Annotated in this window: 19 protein-coding genes and 2 tRNA genes; 12 read left to right on the top strand and 9 right to left on the bottom strand. The window is 69.0% G+C overall.

The annotated features are described in order from the left end of the window. The first annotated feature begins 68 nt into the window (after window positions 1-68). The gene (locus CKW34_RS08860) at window positions 69-488 is read left to right on the top strand and encodes a cupin domain-containing protein (protein WP_059383916.1); all 420 of its coding nucleotides are present in this window, start codon (window positions 69-71) and stop codon (window positions 486-488) included. Window positions 489-508: 20 nt separating this feature from the next. Here the strand turns inward: CKW34_RS08860 and CKW34_RS08865 are convergent, their stop codons facing one another. Continuing rightward, window positions 509-901 (bottom strand): globin, encoded by a 393-nt coding sequence (locus CKW34_RS08865; protein ID WP_006551125.1) that lies wholly within the window; start codon window positions 899-901, stop codon window positions 509-511. A 186-nt stretch (window positions 902-1087) separates the two neighbouring features. On the opposite strand from CKW34_RS08865, the gene CKW34_RS08870 reads away from it, so the two are divergent. From CKW34_RS08870 to CKW34_RS08880, 3 genes are read left to right on the top strand one after another with little or no spacing between them, the layout of a single operon-like run. Beyond that, window positions 1088-1717, top strand: a complete 630-nt coding sequence (locus CKW34_RS08870) for an HNH endonuclease (protein ID WP_080968374.1) — start codon at window positions 1088-1090, stop codon at window positions 1715-1717. A 59-nt stretch (window positions 1718-1776) separates the two neighbouring features. Further along, complete coding sequence (ctaJ, locus tag CKW34_RS08875) at window positions 1777-2049, top strand: aa3-type cytochrome oxidase subunit CtaJ (RefSeq protein ID WP_016691850.1); 273 nt, start codon at window positions 1777-1779, stop codon at window positions 2047-2049. After that, complete coding sequence (locus CKW34_RS08880; RefSeq protein ID WP_059383915.1) at window positions 2036-2509, top strand: DUF5130 domain-containing protein; 474 nt, start codon at window positions 2036-2038, stop codon at window positions 2507-2509. The genes ctaJ and CKW34_RS08880 overlap by 14 nt, the downstream gene beginning before the upstream one ends. 84 nt (window positions 2510-2593) lie before the next feature. Here the strand turns inward: CKW34_RS08880 and pepN are convergent, their stop codons facing one another. Continuing rightward, the gene (gene pepN, locus CKW34_RS08885; protein WP_059383914.1) at window positions 2594-5176 is read right to left on the bottom strand and encodes an aminopeptidase N; all 2583 of its coding nucleotides are present in this window, start codon (window positions 5174-5176) and stop codon (window positions 2594-2596) included. Between the two features lie 63 nt (window positions 5177-5239). Next, entirely contained in the window at window positions 5240-6481 is a 1242-nt protein-coding gene (locus CKW34_RS08890; RefSeq protein WP_059383913.1) for an NAD(P)/FAD-dependent oxidoreductase, read from the bottom strand. Between the two features lie 159 nt (window positions 6482-6640). Between CKW34_RS08890 and CKW34_RS08895 the strand changes: the two genes are divergently transcribed. The 5 genes from CKW34_RS08895 (at window position 6641) to CKW34_RS08915 (ending at window position 10701) form a co-directional block, all read left to right on the top strand. Next, window positions 6641-7273, top strand: coding sequence for a mycothiol-dependent nitroreductase Rv2466c family protein (locus tag CKW34_RS08895; RefSeq protein ID WP_059383912.1), 633 nt, complete (start codon window positions 6641-6643; stop codon window positions 7271-7273). Window positions 7274-7310: 37 nt separating this feature from the next. Beyond that, window positions 7311-7898, top strand: coding sequence for a GNAT family N-acetyltransferase (locus tag CKW34_RS08900; protein ID WP_059383911.1), 588 nt, complete (start codon window positions 7311-7313; stop codon window positions 7896-7898). 191 nt (window positions 7899-8089) lie between these two features. After that, a complete protein-coding gene (locus tag CKW34_RS08905; protein WP_059383910.1) occupies window positions 8090-9304 on the top strand; it encodes an SfnB family sulfur acquisition oxidoreductase in 1215 nt (404 codons plus the stop codon). A 116-nt stretch (window positions 9305-9420) separates the two neighbouring features. Beyond that, window positions 9421-9900: a ribose-5-phosphate isomerase gene (locus tag CKW34_RS08910; RefSeq protein ID WP_016691858.1), complete on the top strand. Its 480-nt coding sequence runs from the start codon at window positions 9421-9423 to the stop codon at window positions 9898-9900. A 3-nt stretch (window positions 9901-9903) separates the two neighbouring features. Continuing rightward, a complete protein-coding gene (locus tag CKW34_RS08915) occupies window positions 9904-10701 on the top strand; it encodes an Fpg/Nei family DNA glycosylase (protein ID WP_059383909.1) in 798 nt (265 codons plus the stop codon). A gap of 34 nt (window positions 10702-10735) precedes the next feature. Here the strand turns inward: CKW34_RS08915 and CKW34_RS24465 are convergent, their stop codons facing one another. From CKW34_RS24465 to CKW34_RS08945, 6 genes are all read right to left on the bottom strand, one after another. Then, window positions 10736-11530: a hypothetical protein gene (locus CKW34_RS24465; RefSeq protein ID WP_059383987.1), complete on the bottom strand. Its 795-nt coding sequence runs from the start codon at window positions 11528-11530 to the stop codon at window positions 10736-10738. Between the two features lie 56 nt (window positions 11531-11586). After that, window positions 11587-12693: a wax ester/triacylglycerol synthase domain-containing protein gene (locus CKW34_RS08925; RefSeq protein ID WP_059383908.1), complete on the bottom strand. Its 1107-nt coding sequence runs from the start codon at window positions 12691-12693 to the stop codon at window positions 11587-11589. Between the two features lie 119 nt (window positions 12694-12812). Further along, entirely contained in the window at window positions 12813-13388 is a 576-nt protein-coding gene (locus CKW34_RS08930) for a hypothetical protein (RefSeq protein WP_059383907.1), read from the bottom strand. Window positions 13389-13399: 11 nt separating this feature from the next. After that, a complete protein-coding gene (locus tag CKW34_RS08935; RefSeq protein WP_059383906.1) occupies window positions 13400-14548 on the bottom strand; it encodes a zinc-dependent alcohol dehydrogenase in 1149 nt (382 codons plus the stop codon). 73 nt (window positions 14549-14621) lie between these two features. Beyond that, the gene (locus CKW34_RS08940; RefSeq protein WP_059383905.1) at window positions 14622-15839 is read right to left on the bottom strand and encodes a carboxylate-amine ligase; all 1218 of its coding nucleotides are present in this window, start codon (window positions 15837-15839) and stop codon (window positions 14622-14624) included. A 576-nt stretch (window positions 15840-16415) separates the two neighbouring features. Further along, window positions 16416-16489 (bottom strand) — tRNA-Gly (locus tag CKW34_RS08945). A 139-nt stretch (window positions 16490-16628) separates the two neighbouring features. On the opposite strand from CKW34_RS08945, the gene CKW34_RS08950 reads away from it, so the two are divergent. From CKW34_RS08950 to CKW34_RS08960, 3 genes are all read left to right on the top strand, one after another. Then, window positions 16629-16705, top strand: a tRNA-Pro gene (locus CKW34_RS08950). A 73-nt stretch (window positions 16706-16778) separates the two neighbouring features. Continuing rightward, entirely contained in the window at window positions 16779-18164 is a 1386-nt protein-coding gene (gene tig, locus CKW34_RS08955; protein ID WP_346772527.1) for a trigger factor, read from the top strand. Window positions 18165-18345: 181 nt separating this feature from the next. Further along, window positions 18346-18933, top strand: a complete 588-nt coding sequence (locus tag CKW34_RS08960; RefSeq protein ID WP_006551141.1) for an ATP-dependent Clp protease proteolytic subunit — start codon at window positions 18346-18348, stop codon at window positions 18931-18933. The last annotated feature ends 21 nt before the right edge of the window (window positions 18934-18954 follow it).

Consider the following 18954-nt stretch of genomic DNA (forward strand, 5'->3'; position numbering starts at 1 on the left):
CGAAAGGCAGGGCGAACGGTGCCCGCGGCCGTTCCGTCAGGGCTTGCCCGCATGATAGGACGAACGGCATGAATACGACATCGATCGTCGCGGTCCGGTTGGACGACGTGGAGTTGCGCGACGACCCGATCGACCCTGCGTGGATCCGCGAGGGTGCGCCCGTGGCGCGCAGCGGTCAGTGGGCGACCAGCGCCGACCGCACCACCACCACACACGTGTGGGACTGCACGGCCGGTCGCTTCGACTGGCATTTCGGCGTCGACGAGATCGTCCACATCGTGGAGGGCTCGGTCATCGTCTCGTCCGCCGACTCCGAACCCCGGACGTTGCGTGCCGGTGACGCGGCGCTCTTCCGCGCCGGGACCACCGCGCTGTGGGAGGTCCCCGAATACGTGCGCAAGCATGCCGTCCTGCGTCGTCACCTGTCGCCGGTCGCTCGGTTCACCCAGAAGGTGGAGGACCGCCTGCGCCTGATCCTGGGGCGCTGACCCTCAGGAGACGCCGACCCCTAGATCGGGGAATTCATCATCGAGTCGGCCGCCATGTTCATGTAGTCGACGAGTTGCCGGCGGTGCTCGTCGTCGAGCGTCTTCTCGTCGATCGACGCGATCGCGGTGTGCATGCATCGCAACCAGGCGTCGCGCTCGAGCGGCCCGATCCGGAAGGGATGATGACGCATGCGCAGCCGCGGGTGGCCCCGCTCCTCGGAGTAGGTGCGCGGGCCGCCCCAGTACTGCTCGAGGAACATCCGCATGCGTCGTTCGGCCGGACCGAGATCCTCCTCGGGATACAGGGGCCGGACGATCTCGTCCCGTGCGATCTCCTCGTAGAACCGTGCAGTGAGCCGGCGGAACGTCTCGGCGCCACCGACCGCCTCGTAGAAGGTCTGCTCGTCACTCATCTGTATTCGTTCACCGTCCCTCTCGACCGTCCATTGTGCCTGCTCCCGACCGCACACCGCCCGACGAGCCGTGCCGGGCGGGACCGACACCGGATGTTCACCGGCCCGACCTGGACCGGTCCGCTGATTTCGGGTGCGATTCGGGAGCATCCGTGGTCCACTGTTCCCAGTCTTTTCGGAGGTCGTATGAAGCACAGCAACAGCTCGCATCGACAACTCCCGCCCGCGGACGCCCCTGCAGGGGTGCCGGGGGCTACCACACTGCGCGTGGTGCACGACAGCACCGCGACGGTACCCGACTGGTTGAAACGTCGAGTGTTGCTGCTCAACGCCACCTACGAGCCGCTCACCGCCCTGCCCGCCCGCAGGGCCGTGGTCCTGATGGCCGGGGGCAAGGCCGATACCGTGCACGACGATCCGCTCGCCCCGCTCGTGCGGTCGGCAGAATGGTCCGTGCAGCTGCCGTCGGTGATCCGTCTGCGCAACTATGTGCGCGTTCCGTATCACGCGCGGGTGCCGCTCACCCGGGCCGCGCTCATGCACCGCGACCGGAACCGGTGCGCCTACTGCGGGGGCAAGGCCGAGACGATCGACCACGTCGTGCCGCGCAGCCGCGGCGGCGAGCACACCTGGGAGAACTGCGTCGCATGCTGCGCGCCGTGCAACCATCGCAAGGCCGACAAGCTGCTCACCGAACTCGGGTGGACCCTGCGTGTGGTGCCGAATCCGCCCAAGGGCCGGCACTGGCGCCTGCTCGCCACCCTGCCCGAGTTGCACCCCACCTGGCTGCCCTATCTGGGGGAGGGCGCGGCCTGATCGGGCCGTTCTGCGGGGCATATGAGGCCTTTCGGGCCCGGCTGGGCTAACGTTTGGCTGTGAGCATTCTCGAGACAACCCTGATCTTCGTCGGCATCCCGCTGCTGATCGTCTTGGTCTTCGGTGGGCTGTCCTTCGTCATGAGCAAGTACCCGGGCTCCACGCCGTCGGACGACCCGTACACGCTCGACCGGAAATGGGAGCACGGACCGCTCCTGTGGACCGCGACCGACGAATCGACCCATCCCTGGAAATACCCGCATCATGGTCACGGTCATGCCGCTCTGACCTCGGCGGAGCTGATCGGAGGTACCGCAAGTGGCAAGTGGTGACGTGATCCAGCGTCCGGCCGTAGCGCCGGAGAACCTGCCGCACGGTGCGGCACTCACCGCGAGCGGACGCATCTCCGCCGTGCGCGGTCTCGGTCAGGCCTTCACGGGTGCGCCCTTCAAGGACCGCGACCTCATCACCCTCGACGACACGCTCACGCACGCGACGCGGATCACCAACGTGCGGTTCACCGTCTACATCGGTGACGACGTGAATCCGGCTGCGGCGACCGACGCCCTGCTGCCGACGACGCCGGACGCCGACAACTCGGTCCTCGTCGCCGTCTTCCCGAACCAGCGGAGCATCGAGATCCGCTCGGGTCGCACCGCCGCCGACCGCGCCACCGACCGGGTGCTGCAGCTCGGCGTGACCGCGGCCGTGTCGTCCTTCGGTCAGGGGAATCTGCTCGACGGCATCACCAGTGCCGTCCGCGTCATCGCGAACGCCATGGTCGCTCCCTAGTCCGGAGCCCACGACCATCTGTGGCCCGCTGCCACTCCGTGAAGGAGAGGCAGCGGGCCACAGTCGTTCGGTGAGGTCGGCGCGTCAGGACGCGTCGAACGCGCGTGCCTTCAACGAGCGCACGACCCCGGCACGGCCTTCGACGACGAGCCGGCGCAGCGCCGGCGGATGGTCGCCGGCGAGGAACTCGTCCGCCGCCGCCACCGACTGCTCACTGATCGACCACGACGGGTAGAGCCCGATCACGACGGTCTGCGCGACCTCGCTCGAACGGCGCTCCCACACCCCGGGCACCTCCGCGAAGTACCGCGCGACGTACGGCTCGAGCAGTTCGCCCTGACCTGCGGGGGCGAAACCGCCGATCACGGCGCGCGCCGTGATGTTCGGGACACTGTCGTCGTGCACGACCGTCTGCCACACCTGTTCCTTGACGGCTTCCTGCGGACGTGCCGCGCGGGCGGCCGCCGCCTGGCGGGCACCCGCAGCGGTCGGGTCGCGTTCGGCCTCCGCATCGATGAAGGGCGACTCCACGCCCTCGGCATCGACCTCACCCGCTGCGGCGAGCGCTTGGACGATCCGCCAGCGCAGATCGGTGTCGACCGTCAGCCCGGGCAGGCCGACCGTCGCCGGATCCGCGCCCAGCAGCTCCTCGAGCACCTCGGTGTGCCAGGGCGACAGGTACGCGGTGGTGAGCGCGTTGACGAACGCGAGCTGATGGTCGGAGCCTGCCTCGGACTCGCGGGCGAGCTCGAGCAGACGGTTGGCGAAGTCCGCCCGGCCCTGCTCCGCGGCCCAGGACGGGTCGGCGTAGCTCTCCAGCGCGGTGTGCGCCTGCATGAGCAGACGCTGGACGACACCGACCTCGGTCTCGGCGGCGATACCGCGCTGCACGAGGGCGACGAAGTCGCGCGCCTTCATCTCGGCCTGGCGGGTCATCTCCCACGCCGCCGACCACACCAGGGTGCGCGGCAGCGACTCGGCGATGTCGCCGACCCGGTCGATGACGGTCGCGAGCGACTCCTCGTCGAGACGCACCGAGCAGTACGTCAGGTCGTCGTCGTTGACGAGGACGAACGCGCCGCGCGGCACACCCACCAGATCGGGGACCTCGGTGCGCTCGGCGGCGTCGACGTCGATCTCCACGCGGTGCGTGCGGACGAGCTTGCCGGAGCCGTCGTCGTCGTACACACCGATCGCGAGGCGGTGCACGCGGAACTCACCGGCGCCGGGCTGGGCACCTTCCTGCACCACCGCGAAACGCGTGAAGCGTCCCTGGTCGTCGACCTCGAAGTCCGGTCGCAGGATGTTCAGGCCGGTGGTCTTGAGCCACTGGGCACCCCAGTCCGACAGGTCGCGGCCGGAGGCCTTCTCCAGCGCGGCGAGCAGGTCGTCGAAGGTGGCGTTGCCGTAGGCGTGGTCGCGGAAGTACTCGCGCAGACCGGCGAGGAAGGGCTCCTGCCCCACATAGGCGACGAGCTGCTTGAGCACCGACGCGCCCTTGGCGTAGGTGATGCCGTCGAAGTTGACCTCGACCGCGGCGAGGTCGGGGATGTCGGCGGCGATGGGGTGCGTCGACGGCAGCTGGTCCTGCCGGTAGGCCCACGACTTCTCCACGTTCGCGAAGGTCGTCCACGCGTTGGTGTACTCGGTGGCCGAGGCCTGGCACAGCACCGACGCGAACGTCGCGAACGACTCGTTGAGCCACAGGTCGTCCCACCAGCGCATGGTGACGAGGTCGCCGAACCACATGTGCGCCATCTCGTGCAGGACGGTCTCGGCGCGGCGCTCGTAGGAGTAGCGGGTGACCTTGGAGCGGAAGACGTAGTCCTCCAGGAAGGTCACCGCGCCGGCGTTCTCCATCGCCCCGGCGTTGAATTCGGGCACGAACAGCTGGTCGTACTTGCCGAAGGCGTAGGGGATCCCGAAGTTGGCGTGGTAGAAGCCGAAGCCCTGCTTGGTCTCGGTGAACAGCCGGTCGGCGTCCATGTACTCCGCGAGCGACGCGCGGCAGAAGATGCGCAGCGGGATGGTGCCGTGCTCGTCGGTGTACTCGTCGGACCACACCGCGTACGGACCGGCGATGAGCGCGACGAGATAGGTGCTCATCCGCGGGGTGGTGCGGAAGATGTGCAGACCCGGCTGCGCGGCGGCGGTCTGCACGGTGTCGGCGTTGGAGATCACGGCCCAGTCCTGCGGCGCGGTGACCTTCAGGTCGAAGGTGGCCTTGAGATCGGGCTGGTCGAAGCACGCGAACATCCGCTTGGCGTCGGCCGTTTCGAACTGCGAGTACAGGTACACCGCGTCGTCGGTGGGGTCGACGAACCGGTGCAGGCCCTCGCCGGTGTTCGTGTACAGGCAGTCGGCGTCGACGACGAGTTCGTTGTGGGCGGCGAGCCCGGTGAGGGCGATGCCGGTCTCCTCGGAGTATCCGGACACGTCGACGGGTTCGCCGTTGAGGGTCGCCGAGTGCACGGTCTTCGCGATGAGGTCGACGAACGTCGAGGCGCCCGCGGTCGCGTCGAATCGGACAGTGGTCACCGACCGGAAGGTCGTGGTGCCCGGCGCGCCGGCACCGTCGGTGAGATCCAGTTCGATGCTGTAGTTGTCGACGGACAGGATCGCGGCCCGTTCGGCGGCCTGCTCGCGGGTCAGATTCGGTGGTGCCACGGGAGAACTCCTTCTCACGACGGAATGTCGGTCGGCGTCCATCCCATCATGATCGGCGAACCCTCACGGAGCGACGTCGGACAACGGCACCGTGGTGTCCGTCAACCGGCCGACGTCGACGGGCCGCCCCGAGGCGATGAGAGCGCGGATGTCGTCCCCGGCATCCCAGATGTTGACGTTCATCCCCGCCCGGACCCGCTGCTCGTCGTCGAGCCAGAACGCGAGGAACTGCCGTCCCGGCACGTCGCCGCGGGTGACCACCCGCGCGTCGCGGGGAGCGAGCCCGACGTACTCCATGCCGAGGTCGTACTGGTCGGTGAAGAAATAGGGGAGCCGGTCGTAGGTCGCCTCGCGCCCGAGCATCGTCGCGGCCGCGACGGCCGGCTGGTTCAGTGCGTTCGCCCAGTGTTCGACGCGCACCCGGGTGCCGAGCAGCGGATGCTCCGCCGACGCGATGTCGCCGACGGCCACGATGTCCGGGTCGCTCGTCCGCAGCGATGCGTCGACGAGCACGCCGTCGTCGACCGCGAGTCCGGCATCGCGGGCCAGGTCGACGTTCGGGCGCGCCCCGACCGCGACGAGCACGGCGTCGGCGGGCACCACACTGTCGTCGCCGAACCGGATGCCGCTCGCGCGACCGTCGTAGGCGACGATCTCGCGCACCGAGGTGTTCGTCCGCAGATCGACCCCGTTCGCGCGGTGCAGGTCGGCGAACACCGCACCCATCTCCTCGCCGAGGGCGCCGAGCAGGGGTTGCTTCGCGGTCTCCGCGACCACCACCCCCGCGCCCCGGCCGCGGGCGTTCGCGGCGATCTCCATGCCGATCCATCCCGCGCCGATGACGGCCAGCCATCCCGCGTGGTCGGTCTCGCCCTGGATCGCGGTGAGCAGCGCATCGGAGTCCTCGACGGTGCGCATGACGTACACGCGTTCGGCGTCGGCGCCGGGAATCGGGACCGTGCGGGGCGTCGAGCCCGTGGCGAGCGCGAGCTTGTCGTAGTGCAGCGTCGACCCGTCGGGCAGCGTCACGGTGTGGGCGGCCGGATCGATCGCGGTGACCGTCGTGCCGAGCAGTAGTTCGACGCGGTGGTCGCGGTACCAGTCGCCGTCGTGCACCGTGAAGTCGGCGAGCTGCTTGCGTCCGGCGAAGTAGTCCTTCGACAACGGCGGTCGCTCGTAGGGCAGGTGCTCCTCCGCGCCGATGAGCAGGATGCGCCCGGGAAAGTCGCGGGCACGCAGTTCCTCTGCCAGCTTGGCGCCGGCCAGACCCGCGCCGACGATCAGAAACGTTTCCTCACCCGACATCGTGGTGCCTCCACTGTGATGCGTGCCGGACCTGCTTCCCGGCTCCGACGTTACGGCTACCGCCCGCACTGCGGCCCGGTTCAGGAAGAATCGTCGACGGGGCCGTGTTGAACATGCTCGTAGTTGTCCGGCCCGTACGAACTCTTGTGAGGAGATCTCTTGAGCGACCTGACCGCCGCGTCCACGACCGGCAAGGACACCGCCGACTTCTGGTTCGATCCGTTGTGCCCGTGGTGCTGGATCACCTCGCGCTGGATCCTCGAGGTCACGAAGGTGCGCGACATCGAGGCGCGTTTCCACGTCATGAGCCTGGCCGTGCTGAACGAGGGGCGCGACCTGCCGGAAGAGTACGCCGAGCTGATGACGAAGGCGTGGGGCCCGGTGCGCGTCGCGATCGCCGGGGCGCAGAAGTACGGCGACGACATCCTCTCCCCGCTGTACACGGCGATGGGCACCCGCATCCACAACGAGGGCAACAAGGACTTCGCGGACGTGATCGCCGCGTCGCTCGCCGAACTCGACCTCGACGCCTCACTGGCCGAGGCCGCCGACAGTGACGCCTACGACGAGGCTCTGCGCAAGAGCCACCACGCCGGCATGGACAAGGTGGGCCAGGACGTCGGCACCCCCACCATCCACGTCAACGGCATCGCCTTCTTCGGTCCCGTCCTGTCGAAGATCCCGCGCGGCGAAGAGGCCGGGAAGGTGTGGGACGGCGTGGTCGCCCTCGCGTCCTACCCGCACTTCTTCGAACTCAAGCGCAGCCGCGACGAGGAGCCCGACTTCTCCTGACCGGGTGTGGCCGTGGCGCTCGGTAGAGTGCCACGGCGTGTCGAACGAACATGTGGTCCGGCCGGCGACGGTGCACGATGTCGAGAAGGCGACGGCAACGCTCGGACGAGCGTTCCGCGACTATCCGTTCACCCGCTACACCGTCGACGGCCGGGACCACGAGACCCGCGTCCGCGACCTGCAGGGGCTCTTCCTCGCCGAGATCGGCATGCGGTGCGGCGAGGTGTGGGTCTCCGACGACGTCGACGCGGTGGCCGTGTGGACGACGCCCGGTTCCACCGGGCTCGGGGAGGCGTTCGCATCCGTCGCCGCTCGGGTGACGGAACTGCGCGGTGACCGTGCCCGCGCTGCCGAACTGGCCGAGCAGGCCACCGCGGAGTTGCAGCCGAGCGAGCCCGTGTGGTTCCTGGCCACGGTGGGCGTCGATCCCGCCTCGCAGGGTCGCGGCCTGGGACGGGCCGTCCTCGAACCGGGACTCCGCGCGGCCGAACAGCAGGGGGTCGCGGCGTGCCTGGAGACCTCCTCGGAGGCGAACGTCGCCCTCTACGAACGTCTCGGATTCGTGGTCACCGGTGTAGTGGAGTTGCCGGACGGCGGCCCGAAGGTCTGGGCGATGCGCCGCTGACCTGCCGGGGCGAAGGTCGCAACATCGGGGCTCGAAGGTCGCAACGCTCGGCCCGTACAGACTTGTGCTCACCCCGAATTCAATTCTCGGATTCGGGTCGGGCGCGGACTACCGTGATGCATCATGGCTGTTCCCTGTCCCCGTACCCTGCTCGCCACGACCAGCGCATCGCTCGCGCCGGAGGTGACGCGATGACCACCTCACGCACCGCGACCCGCCTCGCCGACACCGACGAGGCGCTGCGCGTCGCCTCCGCGCTCGCCGACGAATTCGCAGCCGGCGCGTCACGTCGTGATGCCGAACGGGAACTGCCGCGCGACGAGATCCGCGCGCTCGCGGCCTCCGGACTGCTCGCGGTGACCGTGCCCACCGAATACGGCGGCATCGCCGCTCCGTACGAAGTGGTCGCCGAGATCTTCCGGATCCTCGCCTCCGCGGATCCGAGCATCTCCCAGATCCCGCATTCGCACTTCACCTTCCTCGAAGCGATCCGGTCCCAGGGAAGCGACGAGCAGAAGCGTTTCTTCTACGGCGAGGTGCTCCGCGGGGCGCTGTTCGCCAACGCTCAGAGCGAACGCGGATCGCGTGCGGTGAACATCGACAGCACGGTGCTGCGCCGACAGGGCGACGGCTACGTCCTCACCGGACGGAAGTTCTACAGCACCGGTGCGCTGTTCGCCGACTGGATCGCGGTGCGCGCCAGTCTCGCCGACGACCCGGACGCGACCGACGCGTCGACCCCGAAGGCCGTCGCCTTCGTCCGGCGCGACACCGCCGGACTCACCGTCGTCGACGACTGGGACGGCATGGGCCAGCGCACCACCGCCAGCGGCACCGTCACCCTCGACGACATCGAGGTCCCCGACACGGCGGTCGTGCCGTACACGCCGATCTTCGAAGCGCCCACCACCTACGGCGCCCAGGCACAGCTGCTGCACTCGGCGATCGACGTGGGTATCGCGACCGGCGCGCTCGCCGAAGCCGTCGTCCAGGCAGGTCGTGCGCGTCCGCACTTCGAGGCGGATTCGGAACGCGCAGTGGACGATCCGCTGCTCGTCCAGATCGCAGGGGAGGCGACCGTCACCGTCCGCGCCGCCCAGGCATTGCTCGCGGAGGCAGGACGGGCCGTCGACCGCGCACGCGCGAACCCGACCGCGGAGACCACCGCCGCGGCCTCCATCGAGGTCGCGACCGCGAAGGTCGCCGCGACCCGCGCCGCCGTCGAGACGGCGAACATCCTGTTCGAACTCGGCGGCACCCGCAGCGCATCGGGAGCCGCGAATCTGTCGCGCTACTGGCGCGACGCCCGCACCCACACCCTGCACGACGCGACCCGGTGGAAGCTCCAGCACATCGGCCGGTGGACGCTCAGCGGCACCCACCCGCCGCGCTACGGCGTGCTCTGACCCGCCTCCGGCGGGGTGTGCTCTGACCCGCCTCCGGCGGGGTGTGCTCCGACTCGCCCCCTCGCACGGCGAACGGCGCGTGCGGGGAAGCGAACGGGCCTCGTTAGACTCGGCCCATGCGCGTTTACCTGGGAGCCGACCACGCGGGCTTCGAACGGAAGAATGAGATCATCGAGCACCTGAAGAAGAACGGCCACGAGCCGATCGACTGCGGTGCGTTCGAGTACGACGCCCTCGACGACTACCCGGCCTTCTGCATCGAGGCCGCGCGGCGCACCGTCGCCGACAAGGGCAGCCTCGGCATCGTGCTCGGTGGCAGCGGCAACGGCGAGCAGATCGCCGCCAACAAGGTGCCGGGTGCGCGCTGCGCCCTCGCCTGGAGCGTCGACACCGCCAAGCTCGCGCGCGAGCACAACAACGCGCAGCTCATCGGCATCGGTGGCCGCATGCACAGCCTCGAGGAGACCCTCGCGATCGTCGACGCCTTCCTGTCGACCGAGTGGTCGAACGAGGAGCGTCACCAGCGCCGCATCGACATCCTCGCCGAGTACGAGAAGACCGGCGAGGCCCCGGCAGTTCCCGGCGCGCCTGCCTGATCCGTGCCCGAAGGACACATCCTGCACCGGCTCGCCCGGCTGCACCACGAGTGGTACTCGGGTGCGCCGGTGCGGGTGTCCAGTCCGCAGGGGCGGTTCGCCGACGGTGCCGCCGCCGTGAACGGGCGCGTCCTGACCCACGCGGACGCGTGGGGCAAGCATCTCTTCCACCACTACGAGGGCGGTCTCGCCGTCCACGTGCATCTCGGTATCTACGGTGAGTTCACCGACCGCGCGTTGCCGCTCGGCGAACCGGTCGGACAGGTACGGATGCGGATGATCGGCGCGCGCCACGGCAGCGACCTGCGAGGTCCGGCGGCGTGCGAGGTGCTCACCCCCGGCGAGGTCGAGGCGATCGAGGCCCGACTGGGTCCCGACCCACTACGTCCCGACGCCGATCCCGAGCGGGCGTGGCGTCGCATCGGCAGATCACGCACCGCGATCGGGGCGCTGCTCATGAACCAGGCGGTGATCGCCGGGGTCGGCAACGTGTACCGGGCCGAAGTGCTCTTCCGTCACGGCATCCACCCCGAACGTCCGGGAAACAAGCTGTCCCGCAGCGAATTCGACGCGATCTGGGTCGACCTCGTCGAACTGATGAACGTCGGTGTGGAGCACGGGCGCATGCACGTCGTGCGACCCGAACACGACCACGGCTCACCGGCCTACGCCAAGAACAGGCCCCGGACGTACGTCTATCGCCGTGCCGGCGAACCCTGCCGGATCTGCGGGACTCCCGTTCTGCACTCGGTCATGCAGGCGCGAAACCTGTTCTGGTGCCCGGTCTGTCAGCCCAGCTGACCCGACTCACAAGACCCGACTCGGAAGACCCGGATCAGAAATCGAAGCCCCCGAAATCGAATCCGCCGCCGTCTCCGCCACCGAAGTCGCCGCCACCGAAGTCGTCACCGCCTCCGTACTCGTCGCCCCCGCCGTACTCGTCGCCCCCGCCGAAGTCGTCGCCCGTACCTGTCTCCGCCGACGGATCACCGACACCGGATTCGAATGCCTGCGCGTCGTAGGGGACACCGGCCATCCCGGCGAACATCGTCGAGAAGAGCAGCATCGAGCCGACGCCCCACGCGCCCGCCACCAGCGCGGGCTTCCACCACGGCTCCGAATACCAGCCCGCAGGGACGGGCCGGCCCGCGACGCGGCCACCGGGGTAGTAGTTCGGCGTCGCGGAGGACGGTGACGGCGACGCGGCGATGGTGCGGCCCTCGAAATCGACGGTGCGCTTCTCGGTGACCTCGCCGGCGGACTTCTGCCCGTCGAGCGTCGGGATCTCCGGCCCCGGGTCCATGCCCATCGCCAGGCGCGCGGCGCGGATGTAGTACAGACCTTCGAGCGCGGTCTGTTTCGCGAGACGCGCCTGCATCGGCGAGTTCGCCTGCTCGATCTGGGAGCCGGCGGCGGTGAAGCGCTCGGAGGCGTCCGCCAGCGCCTGACGCGAGGCGTCGTCGGTGCCGGTCAGGTTGTAGATCTGGCCGCCGAGACGCTCGATCGCCTGCCGTGCGTCGGCCTTGGCGTCGTCGAGGTTGACGGTGCGGTGACGGGTGGTGCTCTTCTGGGAGCGGGAGACGAAGTACACCACGGCACCGACGGCGGCGAGGATGAGCAGAAGTTCCACGGCCCGATCCTTCCGGTGGGGGAGGGTCCTGTCCTCCAGCGTACCGACGCGGGGAGTCACTCCCCGAGGACGGCGCGCATCCCTTCGTGCAGGCACGAATCGAACGAATCGCGGTTGGGGACGACCGTGGGGTCCACCGCCAGGCCCATGCAGCAGGTGTCGCGGTAGGACATTGCCGACGCGGTCATCATCGCGCAGTCGGCCGCGCCGAAGCCGTAGTACCGCTCGATCTTCGCGCCGCCGACGTAGAGCGGCGCGTGGGAACCGGGGAGCGTGGACACCACCACGTCCCGCGGACCGACGGCGATGTCGGCCTGTGCCCCGGCGGAGGATGGGAACGAGATGTCGATGCGCCGCATCAGATCGACCGGGTCCATCGCCTGGAGGTCGGCCGCATCCTCGGGTGCCATGGGCACCGCCCCGCCGTCCGGTCCGGGGACGACGACGCGCAGGCCGTCGATCGAGCGACCGTGTCGCCGTCGGTACTCGCTGCACGCGAGGAGCATCGCAGCGGAGAACCCGCTTGTCACGCGACAGCCCGCGCGTTCACAGGCGTGACGCAGGGCGCCGAGATCCGCGTCGAGCACGTGCAGTCGCGGGGCGCGGGGTGCGGGTTCCTCGCGGTCGCCGGTACGTCCGAGCAGGGCGTTGATCAGTCCGGTGCCCAGCGAGGTGAACACGTGCGCGGCGGTGCGGAACGACTCGGCGCTCTGCTCGGATACCGATTTCGCCCACGACAACATGGAATCGGACTGCCCGGGAGCCGGCACGGAGTCGAGATAGCGCAGGCGGATCACCAGTGCCGACTGGCCGCCGTCGAGGCCGTCGAGCAGGGTCAGTTCCCAGCGTGGGTGCCGGAGACCGGCGGGGTCGGGTGCGGTCCGGGCGTAGGTGAGTACCTCCTCGAAGCTCGCCGGGGCGGGTAGCTCGACCCGCTCGAGATGCCAGGGCGGATCCGAGTCCGGATGCCCGGTGCGGCGCGGCGGGTCGAGACCGAACGGCAGTTCCACCACGCGGTGCCGGAAGCTGGGCGATTCGTGGTTGCCCGGCGCGAGCACCGCCGCGACCCGATCCCAGTCGGGGGTGGCGTCGAGAAGGACGGCGGCGACGACCGAGGAGCCGGGGGAGCAGTCCCGGGCGAGGTCGTCGGAGGTGTCCTTCACAACAGGGACGGTCTCATATCGTGAACGACCCACACCCGCGCTTGACTCTCGTTTTGCACTATCGAGTCGAAAAGGTGACACGTCGTTGCTGGATTCGGGATGTCCCCACGTGCCGGTCCTCACCTCCGCGGTCGCCCTCTCCAACGTCCGACGGCCACCGCGCCCAGACCCGCCGCGGCGATCCACGGTGCACCGGAGACGAGCGGATCGAGCCACTGGTGATTGACGTCGGCACGCGAACTCCGACGTCGCGACGCCCCACCGTGCGCGGTGATCTCCGCCCGGAGGCCGCTCTCGGTCACCGGATTGTCGGGACGGCCCTGAAGCAGCGCCCGCACCCGGCTCTCGGCGACGTCGATACGGTCGGCGCCGATCAGGAGCAACCAGTGCGCGGCGCGACCCTCGCTGTACCGACGGTAGGCGTGCCTGCGCACGACACCGGACAGTCCCTTCAGCGGCGCCGTGGTGCCGAAGACCGGCGTGACGAAGGCGTGCTCGATCGAACGTTCGCGGGTCTCGTGTCCCGGCTGGCGTTCGGGGAAGTCCCAGTGCGCACCGGTCGCCTCGGGCGCGAAGCGTTCCTTCGGCACCGACGGACGGTCGCGCGGATCCAGATCGACTCCCCACCCGGGGATGCGGGCCCGCAGCTGGTCGGGGGTCTCGGGCGGTTCGGGCTTGTCTGCCGTGTAGGCCATGGTGGTCCTCCTCAGCTCCCATCGGCGACGATGATCGGCTTGATGCACCCGTCGAGCTTCGACGAGAACATGTGGTAGGCCTCCGCGATGTGTTCGAGCGGGACGCGGTGCGTGACGATGTCGTTCGGTTTCAGGTAGCCGTTGCGGACGTGTTCGAACAGTCGCGGCCACTGGCGTTTGACGGGGCACTGGTTCATCCGCAGCGTCAGGCCCTTGTTGAGTGCGTCGCCGAACTTCACGGCACTGAAGATCGGGCCGTAGGCGCCCATCACCGAGATGGTGCCGCCCTTGCGGACACCGTCGATGGCCCAGTTCAGCGCGACCGGCGAGCCCCCCTGCATCTTCAGCTTCGCGGCCGTGACGTGTTGCAGGAAGTTCCCGTCGGCCTCCGCGCCGACGGCGTCGATGGCGACGTCCGCCCCGAGATGACCGGTGATCTTCTTCAGGTGGACGATGATGTCGTCGTACTCCGCGAAGTTGTAGGTCTCGGCGTGCGCGAAGGTGCGGGCCTTCTCCAGCCGGTACTCGAGATGGTCGATCACGATCACCCGGCCGGCGCCCATGAACCAGGCGGACTTCGCCGCGTACAGGCCCACCGGTCCGGCGCCGAAGACCACGACCGTGTCGCCCTCGACGATGTCACCCAGCTGTGCACCGAAGTAGCCGGTCGCGAGGGCGTCGGTGAGCATCAGGGCGTCCTCGCCGTCCATCCAGTCGGGCACGATCGTGGGGCCGACGTCGGCGAACGGCACCCGCACGAACTCGGCCTGGCCGCCGTCGTAGCCGCCGCAGGTGTGCGAGTAGCCGTAGATGCCGCCTACCGCAGTGGCGTTGGGGTTGACGTTGTGGCAGTTGGAGTAGAGGCCGCGCGCGCAGAAGAAGCACGACCCGCAGAAGACGTTGAACGGGACCATGACCCGGTCGCCGGGTTTCAGGCTCTGCACCGACGGACCGACCTCGTGGACCACCCCGACGAACTCGTGGCCGAAGGTCGTACCGACGCGGGTGTCGGGCATCATCCCGTGGTAGAGGTGCAGGTCGGAACCGCAGATCGCCGCCAACTCGACGCGCACGATGGCGTCGTTGGGATGCTCGATCCGGGGAATGTCCTTCTCTTCGACGCGGACCCGATACGGGCCGCGATAGACCATCGCGCGCATACGTGCTCCCTCGTCGTGGCTCGTGTGGTCGCGAATACCCGAGGAAAGGACCTCCAAACGGCAGGTCGCGGGATCAGAGCGCAGGGACGTCCGGGGCGGGGTGGGCGCCGCCGGACAGGGGAGGAGTCTGCGGTCCGTCGACGAACGCCCGGCGCAGGGCACCGACGACGTCGGCGACGGCGTGACGGCGGGCGAACGCGCGTCGCTGCAGCATCGCCCCGGTGCCGCGGGCGAGGATCGCCTCCCACATCGCCACCGCGCACCGGCGGTCGCCGGTCTCCTCGAGTTGTGGGCCGAGGTACCGGAGGAACGCGCGGAAGGACTGCTGCGCGGTGGTGGGCCGCCCGGTGAACACGTCGACGGCACGTCCGGTCGACCCCTCGCGCGCGGCACACAGATAGGCGGCGTGGACGATCTCGTCGGCGACCGGGGGAGCAGCGATGCCCTCCCGGACCTCCCGTTCGGCGGTAGCGACGAGCGCGCGGACGAGCATCGCCAGGAGAACCGTTTCGTCGACCGTCGCCGGGACGTCGCTCACCCGCACCTCGACGGTGGGCAGACGCGCCGAGGGACGCACGTCCCAATAGACCATGCCCGGATCGAGGATATTGCCGCTGTCGATCATCATGGCGACGATCGCGTCGTAGTGCTCCGCCGACGTGAACCGTGGGGGAGGGCCCGCGCACGGCCACCGGGAGGCCATGATCGCCCGCCAACTGGCGTACCCGGTGTCGCGGCCCCGATGGAGGGGCGAGTTGGCCGTCGCGGCCAGCAGGGTGGGCAACCACACCCTGACGTGGTTGCACACCAGAACGGCGGTCTCGTGGTCCGCGACACCGACATGGACGTGGCAGCCGCAGACCTCCTGCTCCTCGACGAGACGTCCGTACCGCCCGGCCATCGTCCGGTAGCGCGGCACATCCGTCACGGACGCGAGCTGTTGGTGCGTGGGCGAGACACCCGAGGCGAGCAGACCCACGTGCGCCTCCCGCGCGGCCGCGGCTGCGATGGTCCGGCCTTCGACGACACGCGCGCGCAGTTCGGTCGAGTTGTGGCAGACCGGCGTGTTCACCTCGACCTGGGTGCGTTTGAGTTCGTAGTCCATGTCGAGTCCGAGTCGGGCAGCGGCGGCCACGACGAGGTCGTTGCTCGCGGTGAGCCGTTCGGAGGTGGGGTCGACGAGGAAGAACTCCTCCTCGACGCCGACGGTCGGAGCGGATGTCGGGAGGCCGTGTCCGGCGCCCGCGGCGGCCGCAGGCGATTCGGGATTCGGTCTGTGCCACCGAGGCATCGTTGCCTCCCTGCATAGCGAGGCGCCGTCGGTACAGCCGGCGCCGTCCGAGACGCCGGCGCTTTCTCGACCGACCGCTGACCTACGGGGGTGAGACGACGATACTCGGATTTCACACCGGAGAACGGCGTTCGGTGGGGGACAGGGGACCGGCCGGAGTCGTTCCCGACTCCGGCCGGAGGTGGGGCGAGGCCGGTCCCTCGACACCCCCTGCGGTGTCATCCGACGACGCCCCACCGGTTCGCGGTCGCGTCCGCTCGAGGGACACGACGGGGATGGGCGACGCGGTGGTACGTGCGGTCGTCGGAATGCGGGTGGGCGGGTCGGGCCGAGACGGGGCCGGACGAGAAGGGCCGAGGGCCGAGGCCGATGCGAGTCGAACCGGAGTGGACTGCAGCCGAGGTCGCATTCGGACGACCTGTGGCGGGGCTGCTTCTCAACCTCGACGGCATGATGACACCCCTCGGGACGATGTGTCCAGAAATGTGCATGTCACCTGCCGGAAACCGGACGTCGGGCGACGCTCCGGAACGACGAAGCCCGCCGGTGCTGTGCGCACCCGGCGGGCTTCCTCCGTGGAGGGGATGACGGGAATCGAACCCGCGTAGCCAGTTTGGAAGACTGGGGCTCTACCATTGAGCTACATCCCCGTTGCGGCTGCGGCGCCGGTGTCGACCGGTGCTGCGGCTTGCGAGATGAGACTGTACCGGACCTCGCTTTGGATTTCATAATCGGGGGGCCGTAGGATTCTGCGATGGGTCCCGCGGTCGGATGCGGTGCCTTCACGACCGGGATGTGGCGCAGCTTGGTAGCGCATCCGCTTTGGGAGCGGAGGGTCGCAGGTTCGAATCCTGTCATCCCGACCAGATCGAACAGCGTCAGCGCGCTCAGTAGTGACACGAACGACCGACAAGAGAGCACGACAGAAGGAGCATGTCCGTGAAGAGCACCGTCGAGCAGCTGAGCCCGACGCGAGTCCGTATCAATGTTGAGGTGCCCTTCGAGGAGCTCCAGCCTGATTTCGACCGCGCTTTCAAGGCCCTCGCCGGCCAGGTCCGCATCCCGGGCTTCCGCCCCGGTAAGGCTCCTCGCAAGATCCTCGAGGCTCGCGTCGGCCGCGGCGCCGTTCTGGACCAGGTCATCAACGAGGCCATCCAGAGCCGCTACAGCGAGGCCGTGACCGCGAACGACGTCAAGGTCATCAGCCAGCCCGAGATCGACGTCACCAAGCTCGAGGACAACGTCGAGCTGGCGTTCACCGCCGAGGTCGACGTCCGTCCCGAGATCACCCTCCCCGATTTCTCCGAGATCGCCGTCACCGTCGATCCCGTCGAGATCACCGACGAGGACATCGCCGAGCAGCTGCTGTCGCTGCGTCAGCGCTTCGGCACCCTGACGGGCGTCGAGCGTCCGGTGCAGGACGGCGACTTCGTCTCCATCGACCTGTCCGCGACGGTCGACGGCAACGAGGTTCCCGAGGCCGCCACCGAGGGCCTGTCGCACGAGGTCGGCTCCGGCCAGCTCATCGACGGACTCGACGAGGCGATCATCGGCCTGTCCGCCGGCGAGTCGAAGGAGTTCACCTCCACGCTGGTCGCCGGCGAGTACGCCGGTAAGGAAGCCGTCGTCACCGTCAAGGTCAACACCGTCAAGCAGCGTGAGCTGCCCGAGGCCGACGACGAGTTCGCGCAGCTCGCGAGCGAGTTCGACACCATCGGCGAGCTCGAGGCCGACCTCCGCGAGCGCGTCCAGCGCGTCAAGCAGGTCGAGCAGGCCGGCCAGATCCGCGACAAGGTCCTCGAGGTTCTCCTCGAGACCGTCGAGATCCCGGTCCCCGAGGCCGCCGTCCAGGCCGAGGTCGACAGCGCGCTGCACGACGCGATCCACGAGCTCGATCACGACGAGACCAAGCTGAACGAGCTGCTCGAGGCCCAGGGTACGAGCCGCGAGGAGTTCGACAAGGAAGCACGCGAGTCCGCCGAGCGTTCGGTGAAGACCCAGCTGCTCCTCGATGCGATCGCCGAGGCGGAGAACACCACGGTCGAGCAGCAGGAGCTGACCGAGCGCATCTTCTTCCAGGCGCAGCGCTACGGCATCCCGCCGGAGCAGTTCATCCAGCAGATCAGCCAGGCCAACCAGCTCGGTGCCGTCTTCGCCGACGTCCGCCGCGGCAAGGCACTCGGCACCGTCGTCGATCGCGCCAACGTGACCGACACCACGGGTGCGACCGTCGACACCGCCGAGCTGTTCGGCACCAAGAAGGACGACGACGCCGAGGGCGAGAACGCCGAGGCGGAGACCACCGAGGACTCGGCCTCCGAGTAGTCGGACGACCCACGGAGATTCGAAACCCCAGGGGCACGAATTTCCGCTTTCAGCGAAGAGGGGCGGCACCGGGCATCCGGTGCCGCCCCGTTTCGTTAGTGTCAGTGTCAGCAACCCACGATCGACGAGAAGGCAGGTACCCGTGACTCCTCAGAATCCGGCGACATCCATCGGTCCCGCGATGACCTCGGCCACCGCTGGGCTGAACCTCAGCGACTCGGTGTACGAACGCCTGCTCCGCGAGCGCATCATCTTCCTGGGCACCCAGGTCGACGACGACATCGCGAACAAGCTGTGCGCGCAGATCCTTCTGCTGTCGGCCGAGGACCCCACCCGCGACATCTCCCTGTACATCAACTCGCCGGGCGGTTCGGTCACCGCCGGTATGGCGATCTACGACACGATGAAGTTCGTCGAGTGCGATGTCGCGACCTTCGCGATGGGCCTCGCCGCCTCGATGGGTCAGTTCCTGCTCTCCGCCGGCACCAAGGGCAAGCGTTACGCGCTCCCGCACGCGCGGATCATGATGCACCAGCCGTCCGCAGGCATCGGTGGTACGGCGAGCGACATCGCGATCATGGCGGAGCAGTTCGCACACACCAAGCGCGAGATGGCCGAGCTCATCGCGGAGCACACGGGCCAGTCGGTGGAGCAGATCACCAAGGACTCCGACCGCGACCGCTGGTTCACGGCGCAGCAGGCGCTCGAATACGGCTTCGTCGACCACGTCGTCTCCCGGGCGCAGCAGGCCGGCGGCACCGCCAACTAGGTCCCGGCCCGATCTGCCCTT

This window comes from Rhodococcus rhodochrous, assembly GCF_900187265.1.
Lineage (GTDB): Bacteria > Actinomycetota > Actinomycetes > Mycobacteriales > Mycobacteriaceae > Rhodococcus > Rhodococcus rhodochrous.

Coding starts and splice junctions, on each gene's coding strand:
- CKW34_RS08935 (WP_059383906.1), bottom strand. CDS start 14,548: ATGCGCGCGATGGTCTATCGCGGCCCGTATCGGGTCCGCGTCGAAGAG.
- CKW34_RS08910 (WP_016691858.1), top strand. CDS start 9,421: ATGCGCGTTTACCTGGGAGCCGACCACGCGGGCTTCGAACGGAAGAAT.
- CKW34_RS08960 (WP_006551141.1), top strand. CDS start 18,346: ATGACCTCGGCCACCGCTGGGCTGAACCTCAGCGACTCGGTGTACGAA.
- CKW34_RS08870 (WP_080968374.1), top strand. CDS start 1,088: ATGAAGCACAGCAACAGCTCGCATCGACAACTCCCGCCCGCGGACGCC.
- CKW34_RS08860 (WP_059383916.1), top strand. CDS start 69: ATGAATACGACATCGATCGTCGCGGTCCGGTTGGACGACGTGGAGTTG.
- CKW34_RS08905 (WP_059383910.1), top strand. CDS start 8,090: ATGACCACCTCACGCACCGCGACCCGCCTCGCCGACACCGACGAGGCG.
- CKW34_RS08930 (WP_059383907.1), bottom strand. CDS start 13,388: ATGGCCTACACGGCAGACAAGCCCGAACCGCCCGAGACCCCCGACCAG.
- CKW34_RS08890 (WP_059383913.1), bottom strand. CDS start 6,481: ATGTCGGGTGAGGAAACGTTTCTGATCGTCGGCGCGGGTCTGGCCGGC.
- CKW34_RS08940 (WP_059383905.1), bottom strand. CDS start 15,839: ATGCCTCGGTGGCACAGACCGAATCCCGAATCGCCTGCGGCCGCCGCG.
- CKW34_RS08865 (WP_006551125.1), bottom strand. CDS start 901: ATGAGTGACGAGCAGACCTTCTACGAGGCGGTCGGTGGCGCCGAGACG.